The sequence below is a fragment of the Streptomyces katrae genome (genome assembly GCF_000717655.1).
GTDB lineage: Bacteria > Actinomycetota > Actinomycetes > Streptomycetales > Streptomycetaceae > Streptomyces > Streptomyces katrae_B.
In genome coordinates this window covers 1-18,087 of record NZ_JNZY01000067.1, presented here as the reverse complement: position 1 = coordinate 18,087, position 18,087 = coordinate 1, and the positions used below count along the sequence as shown (strand labels likewise).

Here is an 18,087-nt window from a genome sequence, read left to right as displayed (position 1 = left end):
GGACCTTTCTGATGGTCGTCATGCGGCCCATGCTGCCATGGCGTGAACGTCGAGGGGCAGACTTTTGTCCGCGGACAAAGTCGGGGCGGTGAGAGGGCGATGGCCCAGCCCGCGAAACATTGACGGCCGCGGTGTCACAGCCTGCGCAGGCCGGTCGCCGGATCGTAGTGGACTCGGCCGGCCAGGCCGAAGACGCATGCTCCCGTGGCATCGAAGAGCAGGACATTCCAGCGGTCGAGCGGCTTGTACGTCCGGCGGGGCCAGGGTTTCGGGGCCGGCAGCCTGCCATTCCCCTCGAACCAATTCCCCGGCATGGAAACCGTGTGCAGCAGGAGGTTCCGCTTCACCTGCCGCTCAACCGCAGGCGGTACGCCCTTCTTCAGCTGTCGATCACTGTAGAACTTCGCCCGCAACTTGCCTTCAGCGTCGTAGGTCAGTTCCTCGCCATGCTGATAGAGGCACACGGCGTTCACCGGGGGGATGCTGAGCCGGGGAAGGGCGCGGAGCCCGTCCACGCCGCCCCTTTCTCCGGCGCCGTTCAGCTCACCTGAGATGAGCCATCCCACGGTCGCGGGGTGGCCCTCGACGTAAGGGCGTACTCCGTTGTCGTCGGCCGCAAGGCGTTCCCCGGCAAGCGCCACCAGCCAGGCGTTCCACGTCCGGTCCAAGAGCGTCGCCCACGTGCCTTCGCCTGTCTGGCGTGTCTCGTACACGCTCGCGATGAGTCCGGCGGCGTCCCGGGGCAGGCACAGGCTGATGCGCCCCTGCTGATCGCACTTGCTCCGCAGGGTTCGGAAGGTTGCGGCCAGGGCGTACGGGGCGTAGGCCAAGCCGTCGAGGTTGCCTGCGCCCCGTCCCGGATGTAGGCGAGGCGGTTCAACTAGGGGGAGGTCAGGCTCTTGTGGATCGGCTTGGAAGAGGACGTCCAGCTGTGGAAGCCTGCACCAGGTTCGGCGTTGTCCGGTGTTCTCGGGATTGCGGTGGAGGTTGCCCATCCGTTCGATGAGGAGATCGACCGGAGCCAGGTCGGACACCATGAAATCGAAGTCCACGGCCTGCGCTGTTCCTTGAGTGGTGATCACCAGCAGCCTGTGGGGCCGGGATGCGGCACGGTCTCCGAGGAGGGAGCGGATCCGTTCCTCAGTGGACTTCTGCTGATGAGTCTGGAACTGCTCGTGCAGCAGGAGGATCTCCGACTCGTCCCAGCCATGGGCAGCTGCGTTCGCGAGTGCTGCCCGGTACAGGGCTACAGCTTTGTCGACCCGGTTGCGCACCACGCCCATGCAGCCGCCGCTCCGCGCCTTGTCCAGGAGCTCCGAGGCGAGGCCGGCAGGATCCTCCTGGCGCCGCAGGCGGAGCGTCGTGACGTTCTGCGGGGCGTCGGCGGGCAGCGGGCCGCCACGCCTGACGTGTCCGGCTGCGTCGACAACCGTGACCGGGCCTTCGTCACCCGCGTCGGCGGCTTCGACCTGCAGACCGGCGCACCAGGACGCGGTGAGCGCCGTCCGTACCGCCGCAGGCAGGGCGTTGGACAGGACGACGACGGACGAGCCCGCATCGGCGAGCCATTGCACGGTGGTGCCCAGCAGGTCCTGCTGGTACAGCTCATAGGCGTGCGCCTCGTCGATGACGACGGTCTTGCACGAGAGCCCGAAGAGCCTCAGCATCCAGTGCTTGGACGGCTGAGCGGCCAGCATGACCTCATCGATGGTGCCCACCCCGAAGGTGGCCATGAGCCCCACACACCGGTTCAGGTACCAGGGGTCCATGACGGCCCTGTCGCGCCCCCGGTGCTCGTCCGCTGCCGAAGTTCCCGCGGGATCGTGCTCGTCTTCGTCGGACTCCAAGGTGTTGAGGGCGCCTGCTGCCAGGGCGTCGAGGGGCGAGCTTTTCTCCTGGGCCGGCCGCTCCGCGTCGATCAGGTCGTAGACGATCTGCTGCTCGATGGCGTCGGCTTGGACGACTGCAAGGGTGGCGTCCCCGTCCGCCACCGCTGCCTGCATGAACTGCTTCACCTCTTCGGCGATCCGGCCCGTGTCCGCCTTCGTGGGCATGGCGATGTAGAGCCCCTGGTAGCCGTTGCGGGACGCCAGATAGTGGGCGCACCACAGGGCGAGACGGGTCTTGCCCGAGGCCGGAGGGGCTTCGACGACGACCAGTGTCGGTCCTGCGGGAGGCATCAGGTCCATCACCGCAGCCTGGACGGGACGTGGCTCAGTTCCGGGCCACAGCTGCTGCCACGTCGCCTTGGTGGGCTTCCACCTGTCGAGGCACAGTGCTGTCAGGGCGTCCTTGGCGCGGTTCTGGGCCGCCTGCCACCACGCCTCGTCCGAATCAGCCAGGTCCGCGTAGGGGTACCTGTCGTCGTTCGAGGCGATCCAGTCGCTCAGGATGACCAGCCCCGTGAGGTGGATCAGCGCCGCGGGCTTGACCGGGGCCACTGCTGCCGCGAGATGTGGCAGGTCGACTCCCAGCATCGCGGCCGTCACCTCGACGAGGTCTGCTCGTACCTTGTCCCAGTTCGCGCCTCCGCGGGCGATGGCCGCCGTACCGACGGTCTCCGCTCCGGGGACATGACCGTGGTGTCCGCCCAGCGCATACGCGACGTCGTACAGGCCCTGGTGCTCAGGTGCCCTACAGCGCTGGCCGTTCGCCACGGGGCAGTCGCAGCCGAGTAGGCGGGGGAGCGTGGCTGCCGTGATGTGCTGGTGGTGTGCCCAGTACAGCCCCTCCCACGTGGCCGGGAGCGGAACGCCGTGGGAGCGCGCCTCTTCCTCCCACACCTGTCGCGCCTTGCGCAGGTGGGACCGGGTGTCCCTTTGGTCGAACTGTCTGAGGAATGCGGGGGCCGCCTTGCCGAGATCGTGGAGCGCAGCCAGGAATGGCACGACTGCGCGCGCCGTGGCCGCGTCACCGCCGCCGAACGCTTCCGTGAGCACGGTGCGGACGTTGTCCGGCAGGTAGCGGTCCCAGAGCTCCCGTGCCGTGGCGCCCGTGTCGAGCAGGTGGGCCAGCAGTGGGTTCCAGCCCCGCTGCCCTTCGGGGTACCTCCACCGGTCCTGCGTCTTGCCCCACACCCACTTGTACGCCCCGCCGCCCGACTTCGGCATTCGCGCCCCCCTCGTTCGATCGCAGTGTTAGCTTCGCTTCGATCACGGCAGCCCGTCACGAAATCGGGGGAATGTGCACGTTGGCTGAACCATCCGCGTTACCGCCGGCAGAGGCCGCCCCCTGGTGGGATCCCCGCGCCCACCCCTGCATACCCGTGGTGACGACCGGGGGCAGGACGGAGTCGCGGACTCTCCTCCAGGTGTTCCGAAGTGCTGACGAGGACATCAAGACGCTGGCCGGCAGTACCCCGGGCGAGACGGTCGCCCTGTTCGAGTTCCTGATGGCCATCTGCTACGCGTCGAAGTCGAACCCGCCGGTCCCCGAGAGATGGCTGGACGCGGTCGAGAGCCAGCAGCCCTTCGACCTGGCCGTGAAGTGGCTTGAGGACGAACCCGACGACAGCTGGAACCTCTTCCATCCCACGGCGCCCCTCGGACAGAACTCCCTGCTCGCCCCGTTCATGGGCAAACACGGTGTCGGGCCCGCGCAGCTCGTCCTCGAACACGTCGGTGACTACAACCAGTTCTTCGACCATCACCACCTCGCACACGCGCAACCCCTGACAGCCGAGCGGGCCTTCCGGGCCATGCTCACCCAGCACGCCTACGGCCTGAGCGGCCGCGCCCGCATATCCGGAAAGGCCACCCTGGGCGACACCATCACCAACCTGGCCACGGGGCGCCTCGGGGCCCGCATCCGGGTGATCGCGCTCGGCGAGACACTGGGTGACACCCTCCGGCTCAACCTCGCCCCCGCCGCACGCCGCGGGACGTTCAACCACACGTGGACGGTGTCGAGCCTCCCGCGCCGGGGATTCGCGGCCAAACCCGACGGGCGGCCCGTGGACGGTCCCGCCGACCTCCACAGCGTCCTGGGCCGCTCGATCCTCCTGCACCCCTGCGCACTGGCCAACGGCGAGACGGGCGTGGACCGTGTCCTCGTAGGAGCCGGCGAGCTGCTCGCCCCCCTCCCTGACTCCCTCGTCCAAGACGTCGTCTACGCGGGCACCGGCCCCAATGCCAAGCCGCTGGCACCCTCGCCGGCCCGGGCCCTGTGGCGCGAGGCACACGCCCTGTACGCGGCCGTCGCCGACCGCGGCAAGCGCCTTGACCTCTACCACCGCCTGGCCACACTCGCCGAGCGTCCGGTCTCCCTGTGGGCTGTGGGCCTGATCGCGAACAAGACAGCTCCCCTGAGCTGGCTCGCGGACACCTTCCCCTACCGGCCGGGCCGCGAAGAGGACCTCAGGCACGCGGCCCATACCGGGTCACAGATCGCGGAGTACGTGGCGGCGTCCCTCTGGAAGGCCGCCTTTGCGGCGTGGAGGGTCGCCTACCCGAACCCGAAGCCGGCCGACAAGAAGCTGCAGATGGCCCGCTTCGACGCCCGCCCGGAACACTGGGCGGCGACCGAGCAGCCCTTCCACATCCTGCTGGACAAGGTCGTGGCCGGAGCCTGCCTGGCGGAGAGCCTCCAGGCCTACGGAGAGACCCTCGCCGAGTCCGCCACCACCTTCCTCGAACGCCGCCTCGACTCCCTGCCCACCAACGCGCGCGGTTTCCAGGCACGCGCCGACGCCCTGCGGACGCTGGCATCGGAGCTCCAAAAGCCGAAAGCACCCGACCAGCTCAAGTCGAAGGAGAAGCGGCCGTGAGCAGCACGACCGACGCCGATACCGGATCCGGAAGCGGACCCGATGCGGTGCTCGAGCAGGAATCGAAGACGACGCAGGCCGCTTTCCTCCCAGAACACCCGCCGGCCGAGCAGCTCTCCCGATGGCTCGTCAGCCTCGTCCGCAACCGCGACAACGGCACACTTGCCGAACTGCGCCGGCCCCGGGCGAAGGAAGACGCGCATATCCGGGCCGGCTGGTATGCCCCGGCAGAGGAACAGCGCGAGATCTATGAGCGGGTCGCTTTCCTCTTCGCCGTCTACCACCAGGGAGCGGACCGGCCGCACAAGGGCTACGACTCCTTGGGCGACGCGATGCGCAGGATCGGCAACCGCATCGGGCGCGGCCCCAAGGACGCCGGCGCCTCCCGCCTGAACGCCCGCATCGTGTCGAGCCGGAGCATCCCGTGGCGCCACCTCCAGCACGCCGTCGCCCGGCTGCGCTCGTGCGAGCAGGCTCCGCCCTCCTGGTCTCTGCTCGTCGATGACCTGGTCCGCTGGAGCGACCGTGAGGCCAAGGTCCGCTACCGCTGGGCCGTCGACTTCCACAAGCCGTGGCGGGCCCCCAGGCCATCCGCGCGCAAGACAGCCGCGCGCACAACCTCCGCGCCCACCGACCAGAACACCTAGAAGGACGCGACACGTGAGCACACAGCCCAGCCTTACCGGCCGCCAGTTCCTGTCCCTCCACCTCCTGGAGACCGTCGCCGCCGTTCTGCCGGTGCGCGACGAGAACGGCGCGCCCAAGGCCATCGTGTACGGCGGCGTCGAACGCCACATGATCACCAGCCAGGCCCGGCGCCGGGCCGAGCGCGTCCACACCCGTAACCGGGCGAACGCGGGGGTCGGCGCACTGAAGGACCACACCATGGGCGTCCGCACCCGGGAATGGGCGCTGATCACCGCCCGGAGCCTGGAGAACGACCACGGATGGGAGTACGAGACGGCGCTGCGTACAGCACGCGCGGTGCTCGAAGCCCTCAATCTGAAGTTCGGGGACCCGACGAAGAAAACGGTGGCCAACCTGACCAAGGTGCTGGTGTTCGCTCCCTCGGACGCCGGTACCCGCATCGCCGGGCACCTTGCCGCCGAAGCAGAGTCTGTCACCGCCTGGGAGCAGGAGTTCACTGCCGCGCAACAGGCGGAAGCCGAGAAGCGGAAGAAGGGCAAGAAGCCCGCGGATGAGGAGGAGGGCGACGCCGCCGAGAACGCGGTTGCCCAGAAGGTGCCCCTTCCGAAGGCAATCCGTACTGCGGTGCTGACGGCCTTGGCGCCCCGGGACGCCATCGACATCGCGCTGTACGGCCGCTTCCTTGCGGAGGTCGCGGACTCCCCGAACGTGGACGGGGCCATCCAGAGCAGCCATGCCTTCACGGTGCACGAGGCCGAGCAGGTCGACGATTTCTTCGCCGCCGCCGACGACGCCAAGCTCGACCGCAAGGCCAATGCGCTCGACTTCCTCGACCCCGCCGACGACGCGGGCGCAGGCATGACCGGCTACCAGTCGCTCATCTCGGGCACGTTCTACCGGCATGCGGTCCTCGACCGGGTCCGGCTGCGGCGCAACCTGCAAGCCGCCGGCATGGCGGCCGACGACGTAGAGCCAACCGCCGTCGCCGCCGAGGCGGAGTTCGTGAACGCCTTCGTCGATGCCTTCCCGGAAGCCAAGAGGAACTCCACGGCATCCACCGGAACCCTCCCCGGACTGGTCCTCGCGTTCGACGGTGACCGGCCCTTCAACTACGCGGGCGCCTTCCAGCGGCCCATCGACGAGCTGACCGACGGGCCGGCCGGCGCAGCCGCCGTACGCCGCCTGCTGGAGCACCACCGCTTCGTCACACAGCGGCGCACCGACATCCGGCCCGGGAACGTCCTCACCTACGACCTCGACATCAACGCCGTGCTAGAGGAGCTCAAGGCCGAGGGGAAGCTGGACGCGAAGGAAGTCGTGACCGTCGAGGAGCTGACGGCGTGACGCACGTCCTGCTCATCCGCCTGGCGGGTCCTCTGCAGTCATGGGGGCTGGTCTCCCACTTCACCCGCCGCGATACGCACAGCCGACCCACGAAGTCCGCGGTGATCGGCCTGTGCGCGGCCGCACTCGGGCTGGACCGGACAGCTGACCTCGATGCCGAGGACCTGCCCCTCGCCGAGCTCCGGTTCGGCGTGCGCGCCGACCGGCCGGGCGTACCCGTACGGGATTACCACACCGTGGGGGCAGGGAGGTTCCCCGTACGGCCCCGTGACCTCATCACCGACCACCGCAGGGCGGCTGCCGTCTCCCGTTCCATGGAGGCTCAGACCGGCCCTGCTTTCGGGCACCACGATCTTGCCAACTGGTACGGCGCCCCTAAGAAGATCGCCAGGGATCCCCGCTCCGGAGGCCTGATCTCGGAGCAGCTCGCCCGCGACGCACTGATCACTGAGCGCTGGTACCTGGCTGACGCCGCCTTCCTGGCTGCCCTCGAACACGAGGACCTGGCCCTGCTCGAGAAGATCGCCCACGCCCTGGAGCACCCGCAGAGACTGCTGTGGCTGGGCCGCAAGTCGTGCCCGCCGTCCGGCACCCTCGCATGCGGGGTACACGAGGGCACCATCGAAGAAGTGTTCGCGGGGACGGCCCTGCTGCCCGACGCGGCAGACGAACCCCGTCCCTGGGCCTGGATCCAGGCCGCGCCGGACGACGCGGAGGCGGCACCGATCAACGACCAGCCCGTCACCTTCGAGGCGGACGAACGAGCGCACACGCTCCGTTGGGAGACCCGCACCCGCATCACGATCGTTGAGACCGCCACTGGATGGGACGTCCTCCTGTGACCCGGACCACCGCTGCAGCCCGTTTCGTCGCCACCCACAGCGTGCTCACGCTCGATGCGCGCCATCCGTTCGCTGCGAAGTCCCTCGTCGATGCCCAGGAGATGCACCGCACCGTTATGAGCGGCTTCCGCGGCTGGGTGGCAGACGGCGACGCCGACGCGCGTGCGCAGATGGGCGTCCTGTCGACCTGGTCGGTGGACCTGAAGGCAGCCGCGCTCGTCCTCGTGGTGCAGTCGCGCGTCCCGGGGGACTGGTCCCGCATACCGCAGGCCGCCATGACCAGCCGGCCGCGGATCATCACCGTGGACCGTACCTTCAGGGTTGGCGACGTGATGGAGTTCCGCACCGTGGTCAACCCGGTCCGCAGTGTTCCGACGGGAGCACCTGCATCAGAGAAGGTCCGGGGCAAGCGCGTCGCCCACACTCGGCCGGAGCACGTCAAGGAATGGTTCGTGCGCCGGCTCCAGCCCGAAGGCGAGCCCCGATCCGGCCCGACGGGCAGCGTCCGTATCGGCGCCACCGCCGACGAAGGCGCACTCGCCGTGAGAATGCTTCCCACCGTCTCCAGCGCTGGCTCGCACAAGGGCCTGCGCATCGTCCGGGCCGAGCTGCGAGGGAAGCTGACGGTCACAGACCCACAGGCACTGGCCGACACACTGGCAGAAGGAATCGGACACGGCCGCGCATACAGCTGCGGGCTGCTCCTCACCCGTTGACAGCGGAGGCCGAGAGGGGCGCTGCCGCTCGATATCCGTTGGCGTTCGAGCGACAGCACACGGCAGAGTGGAAGGGTGACTGAGCTGTGGGCGCATGCGCTGACCTGGGCAGACGTAGATCCTTTGCGGTATCCGTTCGAGTTGGATGACGATGCGGCGAAGGAGCTGACCGCTCTTGTGGCGCCCTTGGTTCCCGACGCTGATGTCGCAGAAGAAGAACGGTGGCGTTCGCTGCTTGCAGTCACCGACTTCTTGGTGAGCAGGTACGGACGGTGGGCCTGCGGGTGGAATTGGTCGCTGGGCGAGGGCGACTTCGACGGCGGGGTGGTCGAGGCGTGGTGCTGTGCCTCGCATTCCGTGACGACGAAGGAAGCAACGGCTCCCCTCGTGGTCGCGGCCCTGCTCGAATGGCGTGGCTGGCTTGAGGACCTGGCGGAGCGCTTCTCTGCTCTCACGCCGCCGGAGCAGCCTGGAGGGCATGGGGTGGACGCCTGGCACTGGGAGCGGGCGTGCACGCGCCTGGTCACCGCGGTGGCCGACCGGACCCATGCCGATAGCGGCTGGTACGCGCACTGTATGCAGGTTCTGGGGTGGTTCCTCGCCTACAACGGCATTGACGAGGAGCGTGCCCGGGAGATCGTCAAGACTGCCGTCGGCGGCCGGTTCGACAGTTGGATCGCACCGGACGTCACGGTGGTCGCCAGGGTGAGTTCGGGGTTCGCCCGGACCATCGGCGACGGCCGATGAGCTCCGGGACCGACCGCCAGAACGACGCCCTCGCCGACTGGCTGTGCATCCGTGCGGAAACTGCCTGGCCGCGTTGGAGCGGCGAGCCCGCCGTCAGCGCTGGGCCTCCGACGCCCGACGGCTTCCGGAACTTCTTCACCACGACGCGCGGCGGCCGCGACCCCGAAGGCACGACGAGGGTCCTGACCGCTCTCGACGCGGCTTTCATCGACGCGCAACAGGGCGCCCGGTTGACTTTTCCCGTCATGGCGAACTGGCAGCGAACCGTGCTGAACCGCAAGACCGTTGACTTCCGCACGATGCCGGCTTTCGCGAAGGGCGGACGAGAGCGCTACGGCCTCGGGCCCGACACCCTGGCACAGTTCGAGCGATGCCTGGCCGAGAGCACCAGTCCGGGTGTGCTCCTCCCCTCACGCGCTGCCCGGACCTACCTTGACGTCCTCTTCTTCCATCCGTTCGAAGACGGCAACGCCCGTGCAGCCATGCTCGCGCTGGCCTTCGTCATGGCCAGAGAAGGCGTCTCCCTGCTCGACGTGCACCCACTGCAGACCACCCGCTGGGCCGACGACGCCGACGGCGCGGCCGATCTGGCGATGCTGCTCGGCATCCTGGTCACCGCGGCTGCCCGCCGCCTGCCTCATGGGAGCCGGTCATCATGACCGAACGCGACGTCCTGCTCAACGAACTCGCCCAAGGGCTGCGCCCGATGTCACAGGGCATCGAGTGGTTCGACGGCCTCGGCCCGCATGCGCAGTCCGAGACGCTGTTGTTCTTGCGCCACCACTGCATCCAGGCCCGCGCCGTCACGGAGGATGGACCGGAGGGCATCCACCGTGCCGGACTGCGCCCGACGCATACGCCGGCGGTTCTCATCACCCGCGGCCCGGTCAACCAGCAACTGGGGAAAATCGCCGGCCTCACCCCGCTCGACGAACGACGCAAGGCGTTCCGGCTGCTGGTCGCGGTCCTTGCGATCGCCGACCAACGCCGCCGCGCACGCTACTGCTCCGACGGGTGCGGGCACTGGTGGCACAACCTGCCTGCCGCTGATTGCACGTGATCAATCGAAGCGGACCGGCTTACCGGATTTGGGAGACATGGGAGTCTGCGCCGCCGTACGCTCTCCCCATCACTTCCTGAGCTGGGGCGCCTGCGCCCTGCGACAGGGACCAGAACCTCGCGACGTCAGAGGTCGGTCCATTCGCACAGCGAGGGGAGGTGAAGGGGCGTGGACAAGCGTGAGCAGACCACACCCGGGACGGCGTCGAAGGCAGGGACCAGTCTCGGTCGTGCCGTCCTGGTCAACGTCATCGGCAAGGCCATCTGGTCGCTGCTGGTGGCGATGTTCGGGGACGACGCCGCCTAGCAGGCGGGGGTTCAGCAGCACGATCGCTGCTGAACCCCCAACTTTTCGCCTGCGCAGAGGCACGGGCTACCCGGTTCCCCTATATAGACCGCCAGATGGGACGCCGTCACCCCGCATTGGGCCAGCGCGGCCGTCTCCTTAGGCGACGCTGGCATCGCCGTCGACGCGGCACGCCCGCTCTTCCACCGCCACATCCCGGTCCCCGAGCGCCGTACCGCACTCTGGATCGGGGCCGGCCGCGCGAGGCCCGCAGGGCCGCCTGGCCGATGGCTACCCAAGCCCTACGGAACCCCGAGACCTGCGCGGCCCACGACGTACGCCATCCTGCCGTCCGCGAGCTGGTCGCCGACATCGCCGCGCGGGACCGCCGACGTACGCTGCCGGGGCGGGAGTACCCGCCTGACCGAGCGGCAGTCCACGCCCTTTCCGTACGTCGTCGTGTGCGCCGCCAGCGACGTCGGCAGACTGATCACCGCCGCACAGGACCGGGGATGGGACGCCGGGGTCATCGCCACGCCCCAAGGCCTCGAGTTCCTCGACACCCGGGCGATCGAGATCCAGACCGGCTACCCGGTCCGGTCCGCCTGGCGCTCGCCCGGCGAGCCACGGACGTATCCGCGGGCCGACGCCATCGCGGTTGCGCCGGTCACGTTCAAGACGGTCAACAAGTGGGCCTGTGAAAGTTCACGCTATTCCCCAGGAGGAAGTTCACGTAATTTCCCAGGCGCTGACCTCGGGCGGAGGTTACGTTCGACAGCGTGAACTTGCTGGGGTGGAGCTATCGGTATGTGGGACCGTCTGATCTGCGGGCCCTCGTCCGGCCGGAGGCTGAGGGGCGGAGCATCCAATCGGCAGCGCACTTCAAGGACTGGGCTTCGGGTCTGGCAGCGGTTGAGCTGGCCGAGCCTTTCACGTTCGTCATCGACCCGGCGGGCGTACTGCGGCTCGCGCCGCGCCGGAGCGAGCACGTGGTGTGTGCCGGTGGCGGCCCTGTTCTGGGTGCGGGGGAGATGACCTTCCACGAAGAGTCCGGGCAGTGGGTGGTCAGTGAGGTGAGTAACCAGTCGACCGGATACTGCCCGGACATCAGTTCGTGGCCAGCCGTCGCGAAGGCGCTGGACGCAGCCAGGATCGAGCACCCTTCCGGCTTCACCCACGAGGTGATCTTCCGGCGCTGTCCCGCCTGCGGCCAGCTGAACATCGTTCGGGAAGAGGACTTCATCTGCGTCTTCTGCGATGAGGCACTGCCGACGGAATGGAACGTGGACAGCTCCGGGAGTTAGAGGACCGGGGGCTTGGGAAGCTTGTCGGTGGGGTTCTTGGGGCTCACGGCATGTGTGCTCGAACCCGGAACTCGCCGACGAAGCCACTGCCCCGGCGAATCAGCCGAGGTCGCGAAGGTCGCGCCACACACTCACCTTCCATGGCCGTCCTGCCCCCAGGCAGCTGACCACCGGAGTTCACGCTTATAGCCCGGCCTGAGCAAGCAACGATTCTGCCTGTTGCCGCGTGAGATTCGGCCGGGCCGGTGTTGCAGGAGGGCAAGTGTGGGTGCCGCGCCTGAACGACAGCATCCATTCAGCAAGGGGGCTGTCGGACTCCAGGGTGGCCACAAGCCGTTTACGCAGCGCTGGTGGGGTGTCCGCCCGTGCCGCGATCGCGTTCCTGACGAAGATGTCCTGGTCCCCTGCCAGCAGGTCACGTAGACCAGGCGGAAGGTCCGGATGTGCGGCGACGGCCTCCCGGACACCGGAATCCCGGTCTGCCGCCAGTTCAGGGGTCGGTACAGCATGCGCGACCGCGGCAGCACGGGTCGCCGGATCTGCCAGCAGTCCGGGCAGGAGGTCTGCGGGAGGGACGAATGCCCGAACACTGCCGCTGCGGATGCCTGGGTCGGCATCCGTCAGCAACATCCTGCGCACGTCCTCCGGAGCATCGCGCCAGCGCTGGATGACCGACGACCGCACACTTGCCTCCGAGTCCGCCGCCAGGACGGCCAGCAACTCCGCGGGCAGATACTCGTTCATCGCAAGGAACGACCGCACCGAAGGATCCGGGTCGGCTGCCAGACAGGCCAGCAGCCCCAGCGGCTCATCTCGGACGCTCGCCGCGACCGCACACCGAACGGCCGGCTCCGGATGCTCCGCAAAGCGGGCCCTGATCCGAGAGCGCACGGAGGAGTTCGCGGCGAGAGTCCGTACGGAGCCGAGGTCGATGATCTCCGCTATCAGTTCATCAGTCAGGTCCCGGCGCAGCAACGCGACAGAGCGCCGGGCCCCCGGGTGCTGGAGCAGGCGCCGCACCAGGTCAGCGGGCAGGTCCTCTTGGGCTGCCAGAGCACTGAGTTCAGCATCCAGGTCCATGGAACGCAGGGTAAGCCTCTGGCCCGGAGGAATACGCCGCAAACCGATCTGCTGTCGAAGCCGGACATCCAGATTGTCATGGACGGCTGAGGCGTAGGTGCTCAACTACTCAGCGCGGGTATGGACCGGGAGCTGGTCCTGGCGTCACAGGAAGGCCGTGCTGGCCTGGGTGTTTCGTCAGGCCAAGACGCGGACGCCGTAGTTTCGCCTTGCTCACTCGGGCAGGCCGGGCAGGGTACGAAGGTCAGGTCACAGGAGGTGGAAGGGCGGCATGACGGCCGTGACGTAGAGGGTGCGTCGGCGGGGGATGGGCAGGACGTACATCCAGCCGCCGCTGGGGAGGTCGATGCGCCGGACGCCGCCGTCGGCCGGTCCGCGGCCCGTGGTCGTCGGGTCCACGCCCATGGCGGCGAGCTCGACCAGGTCTGCCAGCACCTGCTCGGCCTCGGCGATGACGGAGACCGCCAGCCCGGTGGTGACGTGGGCTTCGTCGGGTTCGTACTCCCAGCTCCAGTCGAGGTCGCTCACCGGCTGTCGCCCTGCCGCGTGAACCCCGCCTCGGCGTGCACCTCGAGGAGGATCGCGCGGATCTGTGAGAGGACACCCGGGAGGTCTGCGTCGTCGGCGCTCTGCGCCTGGTGCTCCAGCTTCCGCAGGCGGGAAAGCCGCTCGGGGTTGCGGGCGTGCGCGACCTCCACGGCCCAGTAGGAGACGAGGCGGTGGAGGGGGGCGGGGGAGACCTCAGCGCGGGCCTGGGCGACCGCTGTTGCGCGTTCCGCGTCGAACTCGGGCAGGCGGGAGGGAGCGAGGCGGGCGAGGGCGGCCCGCAGGTCCTCGGGCCGGGCGGCCGGCTGGGGGACTGCTTCGGGGCCGGATTCGGGTGCCGTGCTCATGCCGCTGCCTTCCGTTGGGATTCGATGCGGACGGTGCCCGAGGGGGCGATCAGGGTGATCCTGCCATCGGCGTAGCCCTGGATGAGGACCTCGCACAGGGTCGAGATGTCGGGGGCGAGGGCCGAGTCCGTCATGGCGGCGGGCACTGGTCCGGATCCCCGTGCCCGCGCGAGGCCGGCGCGTTCGAGGGCGCGGTTCCAGACGCTGTCCGGGATCTCGACGTTGGCGCGGTACGTGCCGATGGTGGCGCCGGAGATGGGACCGATGGTGATCGTGCCCGAGGCGAATCCCGCGAGGAGATGCTGGACGGCACGCGTGGCAGCCAGTCCGTCGCGCTTGGCCTGGGCGGCGCCCCGGACCCAGACGTCGCGGTGGAGCTTGAGGGTGTGGCGCCCGGCACGGGTCATCGGGGTTGCGCTCCTCAAGACGTCCGCTTGGTGGAAACTCGCCGGGGGTCGGCGCCCGTATCAGAGTCTACGCCAAAATGGCGGAAGAGGGCAGGTGTGGATGGCGGACCCGACGGGACTGACCAGGAGGATGGTGATTACCGCATTGCCGGGAACTGCACCCATCCGGCCAGCACCGGCAATCTTGCTCGGGCCGGGCCCACAGGGCGGGAGCGCTGCCATTTCCTCCAGATGCGGCGGGGCGGGGTTCGAGGTGGAGTGGCCGCTGGGTGAACCGGGGAAACGAAACGACGACCTGCCCGTCCCAACCTGGCGTGATCAGGGCGTCCGCAAGCCCACAGGCCGACTCTCAGGGCCTTCGCGTGGCCGGATGCGGCTGAGTGCGGCGGTGGCCGCCAGCAGCGCGGGCTCCACTGGTGCGGGGGCTGACCGCCGTTGGCCTGGATCCTGGTGATCAGGTTCGTTCATGATGGGCTGGTGAATCCCCGTGACCTCGAACTCGTCATTGCCGCTGTCCATGCCGTGGGGCCGTGCCCGCCGGGTGAGGAGGCCGATTGGACGGATCGCGTCCGTGATCGTGCCGTGAGCCTGTACGTCCTGGGGGACACCGTGGGGCATGACATCGCTCGGCTGGATGCGGCGAAACAGTTCACGGCGACGCTGCTGGATGTACGGGCGGAGGCGTCCAGTACACGTGGTGTACTGCTGTTGCGGAACACCTCGGGAGAGCTGGAGCAGCCGATCCGGACCGACCGCGGCGACTCCGAGGCGGGGCGGGCGATGATCGAGCGGGCCCGGTCTCTGATCGGCCACCGTGTGCGGGTGTACCGCCTCAATGAGCGGATGGCGTCGAATCCGAAGCTTGAGGTGCGCATCGTGGTCCACCTGGCCGACTTCGGTCTCGATACTGACCCGGTCCACGAGAACAGTGCGAAGCAGAACGTCCTGGCGGCTGCTGAGGGCGATACGGCCGTCGCGCAGCGGGCATGGTCGGAGGCCGGCCTCCCCGAGACCGGTGCTGTGTCTGTAAGCCAGCTGGTCGACGCGCTGGCACGCCTCCCATAAGCCGACGGAGAGCCGGATAAGCGATGGTTTACCTGAAAGGTCGTGATCGGTGAAATTGCTCCAGAACGCGTCCCGGCTTGCCTAAACTGGCTGCTCCGGCGGCCTGCTCCCCGCGCCCGCGGGGATGACCCCGGATACAGGCCGGCGGTCTGCTTGGTGCTGGACTCCCCCCGCGCCCGCGGGGATGACACCGCTCACGGTTCTCCTTCGAAGGGGTGGTCAGTCTGCTCCCCGCGCACGCGGGGATGACCCCGACGTCCGCGACCTGCTCCCCGAGCTGGGCCACTGCTCCCCTCGTACGCGCGGGTTGCCAGACCGGAGCGCAGCGGATGCACCTGTGGGAGAAGTACGGCAACTGGCGGGGCGTATACAACCGGCTGCGAAGGTGGGCCGTCGGCGGGTCTCGGTGGACTCCACGATCGTGCGCGCTCACCAGCACGCGGCCGAGGTCCGCAAAAAGGGGGCCCGGCCGGTGAGCCCGGTGACCATGCCATCGGCCGCTCCCGCGACGGGCTAACCACGAAGATTCACCTCGTCGCCGACGGCAATTGCCGGCCGTTGGCGTTCGTGCTCACCGCCGGCCAGGCCGGGGACGCACCTGCTTTCGCGGACGTAATGGCCCGCCTGCGCGTCCCACGCCAGCACAGCAGACCTCGCACCAGGCCGGATGTGGTCCTGGCCGGCAAGGCGTACTCCTCAGCGCCATTCGCGACCACCTGAGCAAGCGCGGGATCCGGGCGGTGATTCCCGTACCGGCGGACCAGGGGGCCACCGGCTGCGCCGAGGCAGCTGCGGCGGTCGGCCACCTACCTTCGACCGCAAGGCATACCAGCAGCGCAACACAGTTGAGCGGCGCATCAACCGTCTGAAGCAGTGGCGCGGCATCGCAACCCGCTATGAGAAGACCGCGACCATCTACCTAGCCGGGCTCCACGTCGCGGGCATCTTCCCCTGGTCCGCGAGATGAGGCCCTATGGCGATGCCGTCTCTTCCAAGCATGATTGCAGCCGTCCCTGCATGGATGGGACGGACGGAGCATCACAAGACATGACAATCACGAGCCTGCCGAGTTCGACGCCCTCGGGCCGCTGTGTGTAGGACCATCGCTGACCTGCCCGCAGCAGGGTATTGAAGAGCAGCCCCTGTTCGGAGGGATCGCCCGAGAGTGCCTCATCCGCGGCCTCGACGATCAATACGCAGTGGTCCGCAGACAGCCACTTCAGATCACGCAGACAGTCGAAGAGGGCATTCCAGTTCCACCCGAAGTGATCAGGCAGCCTCAGTCCGTCGTAGAACTGCTGGAACACCGCGTCCGTGTCGCGCATCTGCCGGCCGTCGAGACGCGCTACGTACGTCCTGCCAGTCACGGGCAGTAGCAGATCGACAGGCAGGGCGCCTTGCTCCGCGACTACGTGCAACCAGGGCACGGTGACCATCGCCACCCCCCTCCAGTGATCCAGACAGTTGCCCGCCGTCAGCCGGTCATGGCGGCGAGCTGCAAAGTCTAGATGCAAACGAAACGGCCTAGAGCAGCGCTCACGACCCGGCCTTTGCGTATCTCCCCTTTCCGGCTTTCAGACTCCGTAGCGTCGGAGCGAGACGGCTGCGATTGGCGAGAAGCCGAGGGCCGGGTGGTGCCTGTGGTGGACCGCGGGGTGGGCTTCGGCGGGGCATGTCGAGAGCGCATAGGCGGTCCTCAGTGGCGCACCCTCTGCCGCCATGTGGCTTGATTCGCTGCTCTACAGCCCGGCTGCGGGATCGTCCGTGGCCACGTTCCGCAGGGGCCGGTGTCCTTGGTCGTCGAGCTGGGCCAGTTCGCACTCGTAGTCGATGCTGCCAGGGCCGTTGAAGTGCTCAGTCAGGTACGCATGATGAATGTGCTCAGCTTGGTAGTCGTCAGGATGCCGGTGGTGTGGTGGGAAGTTTCAGGGCGGTAGCTCCTTGTCGTCGGCAGCGGAGAGAACGCATGATCGGCTCATGCGAGGTGCCTTCGACGATGTCCCATTGATCACCCTGTTCCCCCACTTGTCGCCTGCCGACGTGGCATGCCTGGAACAAGCCGCCCGTGCAGTCGATGCGGCTCGCGCGGACGGAGAAAAGGCGGAGTGGGAGTGGGCACAGGATCACGTGGTCTTTCCGAGCCCGCAGCCGTGGACGCCCATCGTTCTCGGCCTGGATGTCATCAAGCACGCAGACGGGGGCGACCAGCTGGAGTTCCTGCTTCAAGTGGTGTGGACAGACTTGGGCCGGCTCGCGGTCGACGCGGCGGTGAACGTGGCTTGCTGGTGCGATACCGATCACGCTAGCCATGACGTCGACGCCCTCAGGCTCGTCGTCGGTGAGGAGACCTCACTGCCCCGTGCCTTCCAAGTAGGTGCTGAGCGTCTGATCGCATGGCTCACCAACCCTCGCGACGCAGATTTCTGGCGTGCCCGAGCGACTCTGCCTCCCCGCCACCCCGTCTAGGAAGCCGGCAGGGTAACAACGGTGACGGGGCAGTTGACGTGGTCAGGCCACGTTACAGAGGGAGCCTCGCGGGTTTACCGTTGTCTTTTTCGGCGGGTACTGGGACCCCGTCTGCAGCGGCTTCGGCGCTGCTCGGCATCGGCTTCGGCCGGGGCGTTGCAGCGGCTCAGAGCCTGGTGAGTCCGGGGCAATTGATCGCGCGCATCCTGGGCATGGCTATCCTTGGGCACGGCGTGGTTGCGCACGCCTGCTAGAGCACCCCAGTGGGTTGGTTTGGGTTCCACTGCTGGTGGTGCGATGACTCGGGCGAGTCACGGTGGCCGTTCCTCTCTGCAAAGAGGGACGGCCACTGTTTTTCTGGCTACCGCTTAGAGCTCGTAACACGATCATGATTCGGGCTTGTTGAGGCGTCTCCAGCAGATGAGGCTGCAGGCCAGGGAGACGAAGGCGTCGTGGAGTTCGGTG

18 protein-coding genes and 3 pseudogenes are annotated in these 18,087 nt (G+C 68.3%); 15 read left to right on the top strand and 6 right to left on the bottom strand.

Features of this window, described 5'->3' with window-relative positions; all coding sequences use genetic code 11:
- Window positions 1-134: 134 nt before the first annotated feature.
- Window positions 135-3,110 carry a CRISPR-associated endonuclease Cas3'' gene (locus IF09_RS0138125; protein WP_030303924.1) on the bottom strand — a complete coding sequence of 992 codons (2,976 nt, stop codon included), beginning with the start codon at window positions 3,108-3,110 and terminating at the stop codon, window positions 135-137.
- Window positions 3,111-3,181: 71 nt separating this feature from the next.
- Between IF09_RS0138125 and IF09_RS0138120 the strand changes: the two genes are divergently transcribed.
- The 12 genes and pseudogenes from IF09_RS0138120 (at window position 3,182) to IF09_RS0138070 (ending at window position 11,711) form a co-directional block, all read left to right on the top strand.
- Window positions 3,182-4,765, top strand: a complete 1,584-nt coding sequence (locus tag IF09_RS0138120; RefSeq protein WP_078613717.1) for a type I-E CRISPR-associated protein Cse1/CasA — start codon at window positions 3,182-3,184, stop codon at window positions 4,763-4,765.
- Complete coding sequence (casB, locus tag IF09_RS0138115; RefSeq protein ID WP_234321319.1) at window positions 4,762-5,412, top strand: type I-E CRISPR-associated protein Cse2/CasB; 651 nt, start codon at window positions 4,762-4,764, stop codon at window positions 5,410-5,412. The genes IF09_RS0138120 and casB overlap by 4 nt, the downstream gene beginning before the upstream one ends.
- A gap of 13 nt (window positions 5,413-5,425) precedes the next feature.
- Complete coding sequence (locus IF09_RS0138110; RefSeq protein ID WP_030303917.1) at window positions 5,426-6,757, top strand: type I-E CRISPR-associated protein Cas7/Cse4/CasC; 1,332 nt, start codon at window positions 5,426-5,428, stop codon at window positions 6,755-6,757.
- Window positions 6,754-7,599, top strand: a complete 846-nt coding sequence (gene cas5e, locus IF09_RS0138105; protein WP_030303915.1) for a type I-E CRISPR-associated protein Cas5/CasD — start codon at window positions 6,754-6,756, stop codon at window positions 7,597-7,599. Before IF09_RS0138110 ends, cas5e begins: the two co-directional genes overlap by 4 nt.
- Complete coding sequence (locus tag IF09_RS0138100; protein ID WP_234321318.1) at window positions 7,596-8,315, top strand: type I-E CRISPR-associated protein Cas6/Cse3/CasE; 720 nt, start codon at window positions 7,596-7,598, stop codon at window positions 8,313-8,315. Before cas5e ends, IF09_RS0138100 begins: the two co-directional genes overlap by 4 nt.
- A 75-nt stretch (window positions 8,316-8,390) precedes the next feature.
- The gene (locus tag IF09_RS0138095; protein ID WP_051833606.1) at window positions 8,391-9,062 is read left to right on the top strand and encodes a hypothetical protein; all 672 of its coding nucleotides are present in this window, start codon (window positions 8,391-8,393) and stop codon (window positions 9,060-9,062) included.
- Window positions 9,059-9,721 (top strand): Fic family protein, encoded by a 663-nt coding sequence (locus tag IF09_RS0138090; RefSeq protein WP_030303912.1) that lies wholly within the window; start codon window positions 9,059-9,061, stop codon window positions 9,719-9,721. Before IF09_RS0138095 ends, IF09_RS0138090 begins: the two co-directional genes overlap by 4 nt.
- Complete coding sequence (locus IF09_RS0138085) at window positions 9,718-10,122, top strand: DUF5958 family protein (RefSeq protein ID WP_030303911.1); 405 nt, start codon at window positions 9,718-9,720, stop codon at window positions 10,120-10,122. The genes IF09_RS0138090 and IF09_RS0138085 overlap by 4 nt, the downstream gene beginning before the upstream one ends.
- A gap of 168 nt (window positions 10,123-10,290) precedes the next feature.
- A complete protein-coding gene (locus tag IF09_RS46135) occupies window positions 10,291-10,428 on the top strand; it encodes a hypothetical protein (protein ID WP_158710192.1) in 138 nt (45 codons plus the stop codon).
- 105 nt (window positions 10,429-10,533) lie between these two features.
- A pseudogene (locus tag IF09_RS47785) lies at window positions 10,534-10,811 on the top strand (transcriptional regulator); the annotation flags it as partial.
- Window positions 10,812-10,827: 16 nt separating this feature from the next.
- A pseudogene (locus tag IF09_RS47780) lies at window positions 10,828-11,103 on the top strand (flavoprotein); the annotation flags it as partial.
- An 83-nt stretch (window positions 11,104-11,186) separates the two neighbouring features.
- Window positions 11,187-11,711 carry a hypothetical protein gene (locus IF09_RS0138070; protein WP_030303907.1) on the top strand — a complete coding sequence of 175 codons (525 nt, stop codon included), beginning with the start codon at window positions 11,187-11,189 and terminating at the stop codon, window positions 11,709-11,711.
- Window positions 11,712-11,894: 183 nt separating this feature from the next.
- Here IF09_RS0138070 and IF09_RS45310 read toward each other — a convergent pair whose 3' ends face one another.
- The 4 genes from IF09_RS45310 to IF09_RS0138050 all read right to left on the bottom strand — a co-directional run bounded on the left by IF09_RS45310 (window position 11,895) and on the right by IF09_RS0138050 (window position 14,091).
- Window positions 11,895-12,896, bottom strand: a complete 1,002-nt coding sequence (locus tag IF09_RS45310; RefSeq protein ID WP_158710190.1) for a hypothetical protein — start codon at window positions 12,894-12,896, stop codon at window positions 11,895-11,897.
- 144 nt (window positions 12,897-13,040) lie between these two features.
- On the bottom strand, window positions 13,041-13,319 hold the full coding sequence (locus tag IF09_RS0138060; protein WP_030303903.1) for a hypothetical protein: 279 nt from the start codon (window positions 13,317-13,319) through the stop codon (window positions 13,041-13,043).
- The gene (locus IF09_RS0138055; RefSeq protein ID WP_030303902.1) at window positions 13,316-13,684 is read right to left on the bottom strand and encodes a hypothetical protein; all 369 of its coding nucleotides are present in this window, start codon (window positions 13,682-13,684) and stop codon (window positions 13,316-13,318) included. The genes IF09_RS0138060 and IF09_RS0138055 overlap by 4 nt, the downstream gene beginning before the upstream one ends.
- The gene (locus IF09_RS0138050; RefSeq protein WP_030303900.1) at window positions 13,681-14,091 is read right to left on the bottom strand and encodes a hypothetical protein; all 411 of its coding nucleotides are present in this window, start codon (window positions 14,089-14,091) and stop codon (window positions 13,681-13,683) included. The genes IF09_RS0138055 and IF09_RS0138050 overlap by 4 nt, the downstream gene beginning before the upstream one ends.
- 477 nt (window positions 14,092-14,568) lie before the next feature.
- Between IF09_RS0138050 and IF09_RS0138045 the strand changes: the two genes are divergently transcribed.
- Together IF09_RS0138045 and IF09_RS47775 are read left to right on the top strand one after the other, a co-directional pair.
- Window positions 14,569-15,156 carry a hypothetical protein gene (locus IF09_RS0138045; protein ID WP_158710189.1) on the top strand — a complete coding sequence of 196 codons (588 nt, stop codon included), beginning with the start codon at window positions 14,569-14,571 and terminating at the stop codon, window positions 15,154-15,156.
- Between the two features lie 263 nt (window positions 15,157-15,419).
- Window positions 15,420-16,158 (top strand): annotated as a pseudogene (locus tag IF09_RS47775) (IS5 family transposase); the annotation flags it as partial.
- On the opposite strand, the gene IF09_RS42260 reads toward IF09_RS47775, so the two are convergent.
- On the bottom strand, window positions 16,128-16,592 hold the full coding sequence (locus IF09_RS42260; RefSeq protein ID WP_234321321.1) for a barstar family protein: 465 nt from the start codon (window positions 16,590-16,592) through the stop codon (window positions 16,128-16,130). The pseudogene IF09_RS47775 and the gene IF09_RS42260 overlap by 31 nt on opposite strands.
- Window positions 16,593-17,133: 541 nt before the next feature.
- On the opposite strand from IF09_RS42260, the gene IF09_RS0138030 reads away from it, so the two are divergent.
- Window positions 17,134-17,622, top strand: a complete 489-nt coding sequence (locus tag IF09_RS0138030) for a hypothetical protein (RefSeq protein ID WP_051833600.1) — start codon at window positions 17,134-17,136, stop codon at window positions 17,620-17,622.
- Window positions 17,623-18,087 lie beyond the last annotated feature (465 nt).